At 67.0% G+C, this 14,263-nt stretch carries 13 protein-coding genes; 2 read left to right on the top strand and 11 right to left on the bottom strand.

Annotated elements, in window-relative coordinates; translation table 11 throughout:
• Positions 1-123 precede the first annotated feature (123 nt).
• From mnhG to N5C88_RS22550, 6 genes are read right to left on the bottom strand one after another with little or no spacing between them, the layout of a single operon-like run.
• Positions 124-465 (bottom strand): monovalent cation/H(+) antiporter subunit G, encoded by a 342-nt coding sequence (mnhG, locus tag N5C88_RS22575; protein WP_059380068.1) that lies wholly within the window; start codon positions 463-465, stop codon positions 124-126.
• Positions 462-743: a K+/H+ antiporter subunit F gene (locus tag N5C88_RS22570; protein ID WP_013394078.1), complete on the bottom strand. Its 282-nt coding sequence runs from the start codon at positions 741-743 to the stop codon at positions 462-464. The genes mnhG and N5C88_RS22570 overlap by 4 nt, the downstream gene beginning before the upstream one ends.
• Entirely contained in the window at positions 740-1,222 is a 483-nt protein-coding gene (locus N5C88_RS22565) for a Na+/H+ antiporter subunit E (RefSeq protein ID WP_059380067.1), read from the bottom strand. The genes N5C88_RS22570 and N5C88_RS22565 overlap by 4 nt, the downstream gene beginning before the upstream one ends.
• Positions 1,222-2,853, bottom strand: a complete 1,632-nt coding sequence (locus N5C88_RS22560) for a monovalent cation/H+ antiporter subunit D (protein ID WP_059380066.1) — start codon at positions 2,851-2,853, stop codon at positions 1,222-1,224. The genes N5C88_RS22565 and N5C88_RS22560 overlap by 1 nt, the downstream gene beginning before the upstream one ends.
• Complete coding sequence (locus N5C88_RS22555) at positions 2,850-3,194, bottom strand: Na+/H+ antiporter subunit C (protein WP_013394081.1); 345 nt, start codon at positions 3,192-3,194, stop codon at positions 2,850-2,852. Before N5C88_RS22555 ends, N5C88_RS22560 begins: the two co-directional genes overlap by 4 nt.
• Positions 3,194-6,109, bottom strand: coding sequence for a monovalent cation/H+ antiporter subunit A (locus N5C88_RS22550; RefSeq protein ID WP_251879934.1), 2,916 nt, complete (start codon positions 6,107-6,109; stop codon positions 3,194-3,196). Before N5C88_RS22550 ends, N5C88_RS22555 begins: the two co-directional genes overlap by 1 nt.
• 559 nt (positions 6,110-6,668) lie before the next feature.
• Here N5C88_RS22550 and N5C88_RS22545 point away from each other — a divergent pair.
• Both N5C88_RS22545 and N5C88_RS22540 read left to right on the top strand, forming a co-directional pair.
• Positions 6,669-7,649, top strand: coding sequence for a tripartite tricarboxylate transporter substrate binding protein BugE (locus N5C88_RS22545; protein ID WP_059380100.1), 981 nt, complete (start codon positions 6,669-6,671; stop codon positions 7,647-7,649).
• A gap of 456 nt (positions 7,650-8,105) precedes the next feature.
• Positions 8,106-8,987: a hypothetical protein gene (locus N5C88_RS22540; protein ID WP_059380064.1), complete on the top strand. Its 882-nt coding sequence runs from the start codon at positions 8,106-8,108 to the stop codon at positions 8,985-8,987.
• 34 nt (positions 8,988-9,021) lie between these two features.
• Here the strand turns inward: N5C88_RS22540 and N5C88_RS22535 are convergent, their stop codons facing one another.
• From N5C88_RS22535 to N5C88_RS22515, 5 genes are read right to left on the bottom strand one after another with little or no spacing between them, the layout of a single operon-like run.
• Complete coding sequence (locus N5C88_RS22535) at positions 9,022-9,987, bottom strand: tripartite tricarboxylate transporter substrate binding protein (RefSeq protein WP_059380063.1); 966 nt, start codon at positions 9,985-9,987, stop codon at positions 9,022-9,024.
• Between the two features lie 41 nt (positions 9,988-10,028).
• Positions 10,029-11,171: a CoA transferase gene (locus N5C88_RS22530; RefSeq protein WP_280016290.1), complete on the bottom strand. Its 1,143-nt coding sequence runs from the start codon at positions 11,169-11,171 to the stop codon at positions 10,029-10,031.
• Between the two features lie 24 nt (positions 11,172-11,195).
• On the bottom strand, positions 11,196-12,251 hold the full coding sequence (locus N5C88_RS22525) for a hypothetical protein (RefSeq protein ID WP_251879929.1): 1,056 nt from the start codon (positions 12,249-12,251) through the stop codon (positions 11,196-11,198).
• Complete coding sequence (locus tag N5C88_RS22520) at positions 12,244-12,927, bottom strand: TetR/AcrR family transcriptional regulator (protein ID WP_280016289.1); 684 nt, start codon at positions 12,925-12,927, stop codon at positions 12,244-12,246. Before N5C88_RS22520 ends, N5C88_RS22525 begins: the two co-directional genes overlap by 8 nt.
• Positions 12,924-14,105, bottom strand: coding sequence for an acyl-CoA dehydrogenase family protein (locus N5C88_RS22515; RefSeq protein WP_059380059.1), 1,182 nt, complete (start codon positions 14,103-14,105; stop codon positions 12,924-12,926). The genes N5C88_RS22520 and N5C88_RS22515 overlap by 4 nt, the downstream gene beginning before the upstream one ends.
• Positions 14,106-14,263 lie beyond the last annotated feature (158 nt).

Genomic DNA, 14,263 nt, shown 5'->3' with positions numbered 1-14,263 from the left:
TCCTTGAAGTTGATTGAACCGTTACCCACTATCCCACGATGACGCTTCCGCTACATGTCCAGCGACGTGAAATCGTAAGACTACGTTTCAATTGCCGCGACGCAACATACCCTGCCTGTCGCCTTAGCTAGCGTCGCGCTCGGCGTCGGCCTTGCTGAGGCGATTGCGGTAGGTTGCGGCGCGCATGAGCAGCATGGCGGTCACGGGCGAAGACACGATCAGCAGCAGCGTGATGATGACTTCATGAAACACAGGCCGCGACGACAGCGCCGAAAACACCAGGATCGACGCCGCCAGCACGCAACCGCAACCCATGGTGTTGCCCAAGGTAGGCGCATGGATGCGGGCATAAAAGGTACGGAAGCGCAGCAGGCCGGCCGAACCGGTCAGGGCAAGCAGGCCGCCGAACACCAGCAGGACACTGGCCGGTATGGCGGCCCACAGCGGGATCTGGGCGTCGATCATGGCTCGATCACCTCGCCGCGCAGCAGGAAGCGCGCCATGGCGGTGGAGCCCACGAAGCCGAACAAGGCGATCAGCAGCGCAATGTCGAAATACACGGAGGTGCCGGAGCGGATGCCGAACACCAGCATGGTCAGCATGCCGTTGATGTACAGCGTGTCCAGGGCCAGCACGCGGTCCTGCGCGGTGGGACCGCGCAGCAGCCGGATGGCGGCGAAGACCATGCCCAGCGCAAAGCAGAGCAAGGCGAAGGACGCCGCCCAATAAAGTATGTTGTTCATTCGAAAATCTCCTTCAGCGGGCGCTCGTAGCGTTCCTGGACCAGCTTGATCCAGTCGCCCTCGTTCTGCAGGTCCAGCACGTGCAGCTTCAGGCAATGGTCGTCGGTCAGGTCCACCCAGACGGTGCCCGGCGTGTACGTGACGATGCAGGCCAGCATCGCCAGGCCGTGCGGGTCGCGCATGGTCAGCGGGATCATGATGAACCCGGGCGAAAAGTCATTGCGGCGCGGATTCAGGATCAGCCGCGCCACGGCGATATTGGATTTGATGATGTCCGCGGTCACATGCAGGAACAGCGGGACCGCCTTCCACAGGCGGCGCGGCTTGGCCTTCAGCGGCCGCAGGCGGGAGGCGGCCCAGGTGAACCAGAGCGCCAGCGCGATGCCCAGCGCGATCTGGCCCGCGGACGCGCTCTGGTTGAGCACCAGCCACAGGACGAACAGGTAGACGGGCAGGAACAGGAAGTAGAGACGGCGCATCAGCTTCCTCCCTTGAGGCCGCGCACGGTCTGCGCGGACATGACGGCGTCGATGTAGGACTTGGGCTGGTCCAGCGACCGCGCCGCATCGTCCAGATAGGCCGACACGGGGCCGGCGCCGGCCGCCAGGCCCACGCACAGCAGCAACAGCACCGCCACGGGCCCGGCTTCGATCAAGCGCAGGCGCGGCGTGCTGCGGTCATCGCTGGCCCAGAACACCCGGATGCCGGTGCGGCCCAGGCCGATGAGGCCGGCCAGCCCCGACAGCAGCACCGCGGCCACCAATATCCATGCGTCCATGGGCACGGCCGACTCGTTGGCGGCCGACACCGCCGCTGACAGCAGCGACAGCTTGGCGACGAAGCCCGACAGCGGCGGCAGGCCGGTCACCAGCAAGGCGCAGGAAATGAAGGCCAGGCCCAGGAAGGCCATGGCCGCGGGAATGGCCACGCCCACCACGTCGTCGGAACGGTTGAGCGAGGCCGGATCGTCCAGGTCGAACGCGTCCAGGGTCACCGCCAGCACGTTGGCGCCGAAGCTGCGGGTGCGCTCGATGAGTTCGGCCAAAAGGAAGAACGCGCCCGTGGTCAGCACGGAGCTGAGCAGGTAGAACAGCGCCGGTCCCGTCAGCGTCACGCCCGGCATGCCCAGCGCGGTCAGCAGCGTGCCAGCCGATACGATCACGCAGTAACCGACCATTTTTTCCAACTGCTGGGTCGCCAGGAGTCCCAGGGCGCCGAACAGCAGCGTGGCCAGCCCCGCCGCGAACATCCAGTCCAGGCTGAAGGCCGCCGGCGCGCCGGTGGGCAGCAGCAAGGAGCCGATGCGCAGCAGCGCGTAGATGCCGACCTTGGTCATGATGGAGAACATGGCCGCGACCGGTGCGCCGGCCGAGCCGTAGCCCTTGACCAGCCAGAAGTTCAGCGGCCAGGCGCCCGCCTTGACCAGGAAGGCCACGCCCAGGATGGCTGCGCCCGCCTCGAACAGCATGCGGTCCGCGCCCGCCAGGTTGCCGGCGCGCACCGCCAGGTCCGCCATGTTCAGCGTGCCGGTCACGCCGTAGATCAGCGCGATGCTGATCAGCAGCAGGAACGAGGCCACCAGGTTGACCGCGATGTACTGCAGGCCGGCGCTGACGCGCGCCACGCCCGAGCCGTGCAGCAACAGGCCATAGGACGCGGCCAGCAGCACCTCGAAGAATACGAAGAGGTTGAACAGGTCGCCCGTGAGGAACGCGCCGTTCAGGCCCATCAGTAGGAACTGGAACAACGAATGGAAATGCACACCGGCGCGGTCCCAGCGCGCCAGCGCATAGACCAAGGTAGCCAGTCCCAGCACCGCGGTCAGGGTCAGCATCACCGCGGCCAGGCGGTCGACCACCAGCACGATGCCGAAAGGCGCGGGCCAGTCGCCCACCAGATAGACCCCTACCCCGTCGGGCCAGACGCCGGGTACGCCGCCGCCCGCCACCACCAGCAGCGCGATGGCGGCGGCCAGCTGGCCCAGGGTCGAAACCAGCGCAATGGCGCCGCGGGTATAGCGGCGGGTATCCGCCAGCAGAAGCATCGCCGCGCCCGCCGCGAGCGGCGTGATGATGGGCAATACGGGCAGGTGTTGCAGCCAAAAATTCAAGATTGGGACTCCCGTCCATCAACGTGGTCGGTACCCGTGAGGCCACGCGAGGCCAGCAGCACAACCAGGAACAGCGCGGTGGTGGCGAAGCCGATCACGATGGCCGTCAGCACCAGCGCCTGCGGCAGCGGATCCGCATACCAGGAAGGATCATGGGCCACCGCCGGATCGACCACGGGCGGACGGCCCGAGGTCAGCCGGCCCATGCCGAAGATGAACAGGTTCACCGCATAGGAAACCAGCGACAGGCCCATGATGAACTGGAAGGTCCGCGGCCGCAGCAGCAGCCAGACGCCCGAACCAGCCAAGACACCAATAGCGATGGCGTATATCAATTCCATCAGGCTTCCCCTGTTTGTGCGGCGGCCGCCTGGATTTCGGCGGCGGCCTTGCGTTGCGCGCGCAGCGATTGGTGAGCCAGCGCCACCAGCACCAGCACGGTGGATCCCACGACCAGCATGTAGACGCCCAGGTCGAACAGCAGCACGCTGGACAGGTGCACGTGGCCGATCAGCGGCAACGCCAGATCCCAGGACAGCGCCGCCAGGAAGGGCTTGTAGGCCAGCCACGCGGTCACCGCCGCGGCGCCGGCGAACAATAGGCCCAGGCCGATCCAATGCTGCGGGTTGAGCCGGCTGCGCGACTCCACCCAGTACACGCCGCCGACCATGTATTGCAGGATGACGGCGGTGGCGAAGATCAATCCGCCGACGAAGCCGCCGCCCGGCTCGTTGTGGCCGCGCAGCAGGAAGTACACGGAAATCAGCGCGGCGGTGGGCAGCAAGAGGCGCACCAGCACGGTGGGCACCATCATGGAACCGGCGGGCACCAGCGACTTGATGTCCGGCGCGTCGGGCACGCCGCCATCCTGGTCGAGCTGCTGGCGCGGCAGGTCCGCGCTTTCGGCGGCCGGACGGAAGCGGCGCAGCAGCGCGTAGACGGTCAGCGCCACGATGCCCAGCACCGTGATCTCGCCGAAGGTATCGAAACCGCGGAAGTCCACCAGGATCACGTTGACCACATTGGTGCCGCCGCCGTCCGGCAGCGCGCGGTCGACGAAGTACGAAGAAATGGTGTCGCCCTGCGGCCGCACCAGCACCGCGTAGGCCAGCGCGGCCATGCCGGTGCCGGCGGCGCCCGCCAGCAGCAGGTCGCGCAGGCGGCGTCCGCGGGCCCGCAGCGTGACCTTCAGGCTTTCGTCTTCATCCTGCGCGATGCGCCGCGGCAGCCAGCGCAGGCCCAGCAGCAACAGCACCAGGGTCACGACTTCGACCGACAGCTGGGTCAGCGCCAGGTCGGGCGCCGAGAACCAGACGAAGGTCAGGCAGGTGATCAGCCCTGCGCCCCCGGCCAGCGCCAGCGACGCCAGGCGGTGGTACTTGGCCTGGAAGGCGGCGGCCAGCGCGCAGCCCGCGCCCACCAGCCACAACAGCGCGAAGGCCGGATCGATCGGCGTCATGCGGCCGGCGCCATCCAGCCAGCCGCCCGCGCGCAGCGGCAGCCAGGCCACGAACAGCGTGCCCAGCACGATCAGCAGCATCTGCACCTGCAGGCGCGACGACGCCAGCCAGCGCAGCAGCCAGGCCGCGGCCACGCTGGAGCCGTCCAGCAGCGCCTCGAAGCTGCGGCGGCCGTCCAGGCGGTAGATGAACGGCACCCGGCCCGGATTGGCGCGCTGGTGGGCGCGCAGGGCCAGATAGAGCAGGACGCCGGCCGTGGTCGCGACCAGGCTCATGACCAGGGGCAGGTTCAGGCCGTGCCAGACGGCCAGGCTGTACTCCGGCATGTCCTGCCCCAGGATGCTCTGGGCCGCGGTCGCCAGGAACGGGCCGACCGTCAGGCCAGGCACCACGCCCACCAGCAGGCAGATCGCCACCAGCAGCGCGCTGGGGAACAGCATCCAGCGCGGCGGCTCGTGCGGGGCGCGCGGCAGGTCGGTGGCCGGCGGGCCGAAGAACACTTGCAGGATGAAGCGCAGCGAATAGGCCACGCTGAACGCACCCGCGATGGTGGCCACCAGCGGCAGGCCGATCTCGGTGATACGGTCGCCGCTGACGAAGGTGGTCTCGGCGAAGAACATTTCCTTGGACAGGAAGCCATTGAGCAGCGGCACCCCCGCCATCGAGGCGGCCGCCACCATGGCCAGCGTGGCGGTGATCGGCATGGCCTTGTAGAGGCCGGACAAACGGCTCAGGTCGCGCGTGCCGGTCTCGTGGTCCACAATGCCCGCCGCCATGAACAGCGAGGCCTTGAAGGTGGCGTGGTTGATCATGTGGAAGATGGCGGCCACCAGCGCCAGCGTGCTGTTCAGGCCCAGCAGCAGCGTGATCAGGCCCAGATGGCTGATGGTGGAGTACGCCAGCACCCCTTTCATGTCCTGCTGGAAGATGGCGGCATAGGCGCCCAGCACCAGCGTGATCAGCCCCGCCCCGCCGATGATCCAGAACCATTCGTCGGTGCCCGACAGCACCGGCCAGAAACGCGCCAGCAGGAACACCCCGGCCTTCACCATGGTGGCCGAGTGCAGGTACGCGGATACCGGCGTGGGCGCCGCCATGGCATTGGGCAGCCAGAAATGGAAGGGAAACTGGGCGCTCTTGGTAAGCGCGCCCAGCGCCACCAGGATCAGGACGGCCGGATACCAGGGGTCGGCCCGCACCAGGTCGCCCGCGGCCAGCACCCGGTCCAGGTCATAGCTGCCGACGATATGGCCCAGGATGAGCACCCCGGCCAGGAGGCACAGCCCGCCCCCGCCCGTGACCGTCAGCGCCATGCGCGCGCCGCGGCGCGCGTCCAGGCGGTGATGCCAGTAGGCGATCAGCATGAAGGACGCCAGGCTGGTCATTTCCCAGAACATGACCAGCTGGATCAGGTTGCCCGACAGCACCACGCCCAACATGGCGGCCATGAAGGCCTGGAAGAAGGAGAAAAAGCGCGGCACCGGATCTTCCGGCGACATGTAATAGCGCGCATACAGCACCACCAGCGCGCCCATGCCGGAGACGATCAGCGCGAACAGCCAGGCGTAGCCGTCCATGCGCAGGGTGAACTGCAGGCCCAGCGCGGGCGCCCAGGGCATGTCGAAGCGGACCACGCCGCCGTTGGCGACGTCCGGATAGAGGCTGATGACCAGCACCACACAGACCAGTGCGATGAGGCCCGCCAGCCACGCCTCGGCATTGCGGGCGTTGGATGGCAGAAGCGCGGCGCACAGGCTGCCGGCGAACGGCAGAGCGAGGATCAGGATCAGCGACATGGCGTTCCGAGAGTGTCCGGGCCCCCTCCCGCCAGCGCAAGGCAGCGAAAGACGAACAGACCGGGGATTGAAAAACGGACGGAACCCTGGCCCGGTGCGTCGCTGCACTACACGTTGCCCCGCGGGGGACATCAACCAACGCCATTGAACGGCGCAGACAGAAACAAACGCAATAGCTTTCTTGCAAGACCGGCCAAGAATCTCATACGAAAAATATCAGATTCTTGTAAGTTATGCAGAGATTTATGTGTTTACGATGCGGATGACGGCAAGATCGATGCGCAATCCTTGCGCAATTGAAATATTCCCGAAGCTGTTCATATCTTTGTCAGCATTGGATTTTTTGGTCTATTCCCGTCTTCTTCGGGCAACGGCGCCATAAAAAAATAACCCTGGACAAGCCAGGGTCTATCCGGGTTGACCGGCGGAAATTTACTGTGTGGAATGGCGCCCACGAGGCTCCGCCAAGCCAGCATCCCGGCGCGGCAGGCTTCACCGACGCCGGCCCAAGAAGCCGGCCGGGTCGGAAATTCAAATAATCTGGAGAAGACTCTTGACCATGCTGTCCCAAGCCAAGGCCGTCCTGGCCGCCGCCATCGCCGGCCTCTGCCTCACCACCGCCGCGCAAGCAGCCGACCCCTACCCCAACAAGCCCATCCGCCTGATCGTACCTTTCGCCGCGGGCGGCACTACCGACATCGTGGCGCGCATCGTCGCCGAAGGCCTGACCCGTGAGCTCGGCCAGGCCGTGGTGGTCGAAAACCGCGGCGGCGGCGGCGGCTCGATCGGCGCCGACGCCGTGGCGCGCTCCACGCCTGACGGCTACACCCTGGGCGTGGCCACCGTCAGCACCATGGCCACCAACCCGGCCACCAACCCCAAGAACCCGTACAACCCGTTGAAGGACTTCGTCCCCATCACCAATATGGTGAACGTCCCCAACGTGCTGACGGTGAACCCGGCGGTGCCGGCCAAGACCCTGGCCGAATTCATCGCCCTGCTCAAGGCCAATCCCGGCAAGTACGCCTACGCATCCTCGGGCGCGGGCGGCATCGGCCACCTGGACGGCGAACTCTTCAAGTCGCTGACCAAGACGGATATGGTGCATGTGCCTTACCGCGGTTCGGGCCCGGCCCTCAACGACGTGATCGCCGGCCAGGTCAACGCGCAGTTCGACAACCTGCCCTCGTCCATGCCCCACATCCAGGCCGGCAAGCTGCGCGCCCTGGCCGTGGCCGCGCCCAAGCGCCTGCCGGCGCTTCCGGACGTTCCGACCTTCTCCGAAGGCGGCCTGCCGGAAATGGATAACATGGCCTGGTACGGCCTGGTCGCGCCCGCCGGCACGCCGCAGGCCGTGATCGACCGCATCCATGACGCCACCGTCAAGGCGCTCAAGGATCCGAAGATCGTGCAGCGCCTGGCCGACGGCGGCTCGCTGGTGGACGGCAACACGCCCGCCGAATACGCCGCCCAGATCAAGCGCGAGCTGGAACTGCGCCAGCGCATCGCCAAGGAACGCAACATCCAGTCGACCAACTGATCGTTAGCGCACAACGCGCCGACCCAATCCGGCGCCCCGAGGCCGGCCTGTTTCCCAGGCCGGTTTTTTTTGCTTCTTCCACCGCCATCGTTCCAAGGGCCGCGCTTGACTGCAATCGTCCCGGTGGTAGCATGTGCGACCGTGCGATCCCATCTTTCTCCCCCTCCCTGCGCCGCCTGCGCGCTTTGCGCCCTGCGCTCGACCCTGTTGAGCTCGCAGGAAGTCGCCGCGCGCTCCGCCTACGCCCGCTCCAAGCCCGGCTAATCGCCCGCTTTCCCCCTTTCTGATTCCTGCACCGGCCCGCCGCCGGCTGCCTGCGCACATCCGCGCATCCGGCAGCCTTGCTGCCGGCCGGCGGACGCCCTGCCGCGTGGCCGGGCTCCGCGTCTCGTCCCTCTATCCGCAACGCCAACGGAGGCTTGCGGCCAGGCCACGCACCGACCTATTCCAAGCGCCATGCAACTCACCAAGAACTTCGTCAAAGCCAAGAACCCCTGCGCGGGCGGCTACAAATGGTTCATCCGCGACCACAACGGCCAGGGAGACTACCAGGCCGTGCTTGACGCCTTGGTCGCTGACGGCCGCGTCAGCGACGCCTGCTGGCTGCTGGACCAGTTCGGCCCCACCGACGCGGTGCTGCGGCTGGATTCGGTCGATGCCAATGCCATCGTCTTCGCCGGCACGCTGGAAGTGCGCATGGGCATCAACGTGGACAGCGTGGTGCGCGCCGGCCGCAGCATAGTCACCGGCGGCGGCATCCGCGCCGGCGAAACCATCCAGGCGGGCGAGAACATCACCGCCAGCGCCAACATCGCCTGCGGCGGCAATCTGCGCGCGGGCGGCGACGTCAGCGCCGACTGGGGCATCGAAACCGCCACGCGCCTGGATTGCGGCGGCAACGTGCGCGCCAAATGGGACATCTGCGCCGGCCAGGACCTGGCCGTGACCGGCCACCTGCATGCCGGACAGGACATCCAGACGCAAGGCGCCATCAAATGCGGCCAGGGCATCAAGGCCGGCGGCGACGTGCGCGCCGAAAAGGAAATCGACGCCGCCTGCGGCATCCAGGCCGGCGGCTCCATCCAGTGCGGCGAGCACCTTGCTTCCGGCTGGGGCCTGATCGCCGGCGAGGACATCCGCGCCGAAGGCGCGATCCGGGCAGGCGAAGGCGTACAGGCCGAAGGCGTGATCGAAGCCGGCGCGGGCCACGGCATCTACGCCGGCCTGAGCGTCCGCCTGGACGCCTGGGCCGCCTGCGCGCGGGTCGTCGCGCAGAGCCGGCCCGAGCAATTGGTCAGCGGGCATTGGGACGGCCAGGACAGCGCCGTCTACGCATAGCGGCAGCCCCGGCGCAGCCAGGGCGCAATGCCGCCTATTCCGGCTTGATGTTCGCTTCCTGCATGCGGCGGCCCCAGGTGCCCAGCTGCGCCTCGACGAACGCCTGCTGTTGCGCCTGCGTGTTCGGCGCGGCCGTCATGCCCAGGGTGGCGAACTTCTGCTGTACCTCGGGACGCGCCAGCGCCTCGTTCACCGCCTTGTTCAAGCGCTCCAGGATCGGCTGGGGGATGCCGGCGGGACCGGCCAGGCCCACCCACACCACCAGGTCGAAATCCTGATATCCCGTTTCGGCAAAGGTCGGCACATCCGGCAGGTCCGGCAGCCGGCGCTCGGTGCTGATGGCCAGCGCCCGCAGCTTGCCGCCTCGCAGCAACGGCGTCGCGACCGACAGGTCCGCCATCACGTAATCGACCTGCCCGCCCGCCAGATCCGTCAGCGCCGGGGGCTGGCTCTTGTACGGCACGCCTTCCGCCCGCACGCCGGCAATGCGGTTGAACGCCGCCGCGCCGACCTGCCCGCCCGGGGAACCGTAGCCGTAGTTCAAGGAGCCCGAGGCCGCTTTCTTCACGAACGTGGCCAAGTCCTTGTACGGGCCATCCGCGCGAACCAGCAGCAGCATGGGCATGGTGGTCAAGCGCGACACGTGGCTGAAGTCCTTCTGCGCATCGTAGGGCAGCTTCTTGAACAGCCCCGGATTGATCGAGTTCAACGAACTGCTGGAGATCGTCAGCGTGTAGCCATCGCCGGGAGAACGCACCGCGTATTCGGTGCCTATCAGGCCTTGGGCGCCGGGCTTGTTCTCGACGATCACGTTGGCGTTCAGATCACGGCGCAGTTCTTCCGCAATGATGCGGGCGCTGGTGTCGGTGGCGCTTCCCGGCGAGAAGGCCGCGACGATCTTGATGGGTTTGTCGCCCGGATAGGGTTCGGCCTGCGCCGCGCCCTGCGCGGACAGGCTCAGCAAGGCGCACGTCAACAGCGCGAATCGAATCGTTTTCATGGGTGTAGTCTCCTGGTTTTATGGGTACTGCCTGGTTTGCCTTACCGCTCTGACGGCGGTGTCGTGGCATTCATTTCGCCCAGGCGCGGCGGGCCTCGGCGTATGGCCGCCGGCGTGCCGGACAGCTTTATCGGTATGCCCGGACCGTGATAATCGTCGCGCCGGACCACCATCTGGCGATGTTCGGTATGGGCGGCCGCGGCCACCGATGCCATGTCCAGGATCGGTGCGGCGGGCACGTTCTGCGCCAGCAACTGCTTGCCGAACGCCTCGCCATCGACCTGCGCGAACGCCTGGGCCAGCGCCGCATCCACGGCTTCGCGGTTGACGACTCTTTGCCCGTTGGACTTATAGCGCTCGTCCTGCGCCATGCCGGCAATGCCCAGCTGCGCGCACAGCTTGGTGAAGAGGCGATCGTTGGCGACCGCGATGAACAAGGGGCAGGTCCGGGTCTGGTAGACGTTGTAGGGCACGATGTTGGGATGCCCGTTGCCGCTGGGCCGCGGCGTATTGCCCGACGCCAGGTAATTGGCCAGGAACGGATGCGCCACCGACACGGCGGAATCGTAGAGGCACACGTCCGCCATCTGCCCGCGCCCCGTGCGGTGCCGGGCCTGCAGGGCCAACAGCACGGCAATCGCGGCGTTCATGCCGGTAGTGAGGTCCACCACCGGCACGCCCAGCCTCAGGGGTTCGCCGCCCGCCTCGCCGTTGATGCTGAGCAGGCCGGCCATGGATTGCACGGCGGCGTCGTAGCCTGGCAATTCGCCCAGCGGGCCATCGTCGCCGAAACCCGTGATGCGGCAATGCACCAGCCGCGGAAAGCGCTCGGTGATGGCGGATGGTTCGGCCACGCCCCAACTGCGCAGCGTGCTGGCCTTGAAGTTTTCGATCAGCACGTCGGCCGTTTCCAGCAATTGCCAGAACGTCTCCCGTCCGGCCTCGCTGTTCAAGTCCAGCACCATGCTGCGCTTGTTGCGGTTCACGGCGCGGAAATAAGCCGAACTGCCATCCACGAACGGCGGGCCGAAGCCGCGGCATTCGTCGCCTTCCGGCGACTCGATCTTGATCACGTCGGCGCCGTGGTCGCCCAGCATCTGGCCGCAGAATGGCCCTGCCAGGACGCGCGACGCGTCGATGACGCGCAGGCCGGCGAGCGCGCCGCAGGCATCGCTGCTATGCATAGTCTGTCTCCTTCGAATCCAAGGTCAGGCCGAGGCGCGGGCGATCAGCCAGTTGAATTCCCTGCCCTGCGCGCCCGCTTGCGTGCTCATGCGCAGCGCAAGCCGGTGGTTATGCGCATCCAGCGCGCCTTCCAGCAGGCCGTTCCAGGCTTGCGCCACGCAAGGGTGCGCATCGGCCACGGCGTCCATCAGGTTCCAGCCTTTTTGCGTCACGCGCACGCCTTCCGGCGTTTCGCTCAACTCGCACGCGTCGCCCTGCGCTTGCGCCAGCGCCGCCATGAAGCGCCCGAACTGCAGCGCGGAGCCATCCTGCTCCACGCCCAGCGCCCGCGCCGTCTCGTGATAGAACTGCATGCCTATCATTCGTCCGGTCAGGTGCAATAGCCCGGTCGCTTCCTCCGGCCCCCACAGGTTCACCGCCACGGGCAAGGCGCTGCGCACGTACTCCATGGCGTAGTTGCGGCTGGCCTTGGCCAGGCGCGTCGCGGGCCAATCCACGGTGGGCAGCGTCGGCGCGGCCGCGGCGTCGAAATCGGGCGCGTCCTCATTGCGGCTAAAGCGCAGGCGTTCGTGCGGCTGCAGGTCGCGGTCGTATTCGTAGTAGTAGCCCTCCAGTCCCGACTGGCCGTCGACCGCCTGCTTGGTGCACACGAAACCCAGCCGCGGATTGTTGAGCGACACGCCGTTCTGCGCATGCCAGCCCGCCAGCATGGCGCGCGACACCTCCGACGGTATCGCGCACAGCGCGGTGCCCGACCAGATCCAGCGCGGCGCGGAATAGCGTATCCAGGCCTTGCGGTCGGACTCGTGCATGTACTGCACCGCCACGCCGCCAATATGGTTGGACAGATAGTGGTACTGAGCCGCCGCGACCGCGGGCGGCAGATGCGCGATGCCCAGCTTCTTCAGGCCTGGCAGGAAGCGCTCGTTGCGCTGGCGGCAGAAGATCTCGTAGACCAGTTCAGCCGCGCGCGCCGTGCCGCGGCGCGTCACGGCCGACAGGACGATGCCGGTGAAGAACGCGTGATACCACTCGGAAACCGCGCGCCAGCCGCGTTCCTCGGATTGCATTTCATGCATGGCCATTCACTCCAGTAGGAACCGCCACGGAACCGGGCAGCAGGGATTGCATGGACGCGACGGCGAAATCCGCAATGTCGCGCGCAATCGCCTCGCGATCCCCGTCGGATTCCCCGGCCCTGGGGCGATACCACATGGTGGTCCAGTTCAAGGCGCCCAGCAGCGGCTTGACCTGCAAGGCCGGCGGGCCTCGCCGGAAGTCTCCGGTCGCCATGCCCGCCTCGACCACGCTGCGGAACAGCGACTCGTAGCGGTCGCGCTGCCGCACCAATTCTTCCAGTTCGGCGCGCTGGCCCGCCGTGGTGCGTCCGGCCAGGTGCAGTTCGACGCCCTGCACGGTGACGCGCTGGTATGGCAGATGCGCCATCATCAGATGCGTGTGGGCATGGGCCATGTTCCAGAGCCGCTGGGGCGGCGACGTGGCGGCGTCCTCCGCCAGCGGCGTCACCGTGTCCAGGTTCAACTGCATCGCGCGCCGGTGCACGGCGAAGAATAGGTCGGTCTTGCTGCGGTAGTAGTAATAGACGCTGCCTTTCGTGACGCCGATCAGGTCGGCGACCGAATCGATCGTGGTCGCCGCGAATCCCATCTCGGTGAAGGCATGCGCGGCAGCGTCCAGCAACTCCACTTGCCGCAGCGGCATCTCGTCATAAGGAATGGCAGTCTTGGCTTTCATGCGAACTCCCGGCGCTGCGCCGCGGCGCCTGCGCTTTTCTTGATGGCGCGGGCCAGGACCACGCGCTGGATTTCGGAGGTGCCTTCGTAGATTTCAGTGATGCGCTGGTCCCGGTAGCAGCGTTCCACCGCGCTGGGCTTCACGTAGCCGCGTCCGGCCAGGATCTGCATCGCGTCGTCCACCACGCTGTGCGAGGTTTCGCTGGCCAGCAGCTTGGCCATCGCGCCCAGCGTGCCGATGTCCTGCCCGGCGTCGTAGGCGCGCGCCGCCTCGTAGGTCATCATCCGCGACGACGACAACGCGGTGGCGGCGTCGGCCAACTTGAAGCCCACGCCCTGGTGGTCGATGATGCTGCGCCCGAAAGTCTGGCGCCCCACCGCGAAGTCCCGCGCCTCGGCATAGCTGCACAGGGCGATGCCATTGGCCTGGGCAGCCACCACCACGCGGCCGATGCTCAGGGTCGCCAAGGCGAGCTTCAGCCCTTCTCCCAGCGTTCCGACCACGCTCTCCGCGCCGACCCAGGTGTCCAGTTTCAGGTTGGTCGTGGTGGTGCCGCGTATGCCCATCTTGTCTTCGTAGTGGTCCACCACTACGCCGCTGGCATCGCGGTCGACCACGAACGCGCTGATGTTGTTGCGCGCGCCAGGCTCGCCTGTACGGGCGAACACGATGAAATGGCGCGAATGCCCGCCATTGCCCAGCCAGCATTTTTCACCCCGGATGCGCCACCCGTCGCCTTCAGGCACGGCAGTGGTCAACAGGGCTGCCGCATCCGAACCCGCGCCGCGCTCGCTCAGGGCAAAGTTGACAGCGTGGCCGTCCCGCGCCAAGCCGCCCAGCAACACCATCTTCTGTTCGGCGGAGCCTCCCAGGATGACCGGAAACGCGCCCAGCGACAGCGCCGCCAGGATGGCGGCCGTGGAGGCGCAGCCCTGCGCCACTGCTTCCACCACCGCCACCAGCGAGGTCAGCGATGCCCCTGCGCCACCGTATTCGGCCGGGATGAAGAGTCCCGAGATTCCGCTTTCCCGCAACGGCGCCAGATGCTCCACGGGATAGCGCTGTTCCCGGTCTATGGCGGCGGCGGCCGGCGCAAACGCCTGCGCGGTCAAGTCTGCGGCCTTGTCGCGCCACGCGCTTGCTTGCGGGTCGAGCGAGGGATTCCAGATCACGGACATCATTGTCTCCAGCAACATACTAACGAGTATTTAATTGACTGGATGAGAACATACTACTTGGTATTTTTCTCCGATACCCAGGGAAAACCCGCAACACAAGAAGTTGTCCCGCGGGTGCACCGGAGTCCGCCCGCGGGGTCATGCCTCAATAGGCAACA

This window comes from Achromobacter sp. GD03932, assembly GCF_029839485.1.
GTDB classification, from domain to species: domain Bacteria; phylum Pseudomonadota; class Gammaproteobacteria; order Burkholderiales; family Burkholderiaceae_B; genus Achromobacter; species Achromobacter bronchisepticus_A.
The sequence above is the reverse complement of the archived record's forward strand: the minus strand, read 5'-3'. Positions and strand labels throughout refer to the sequence as shown.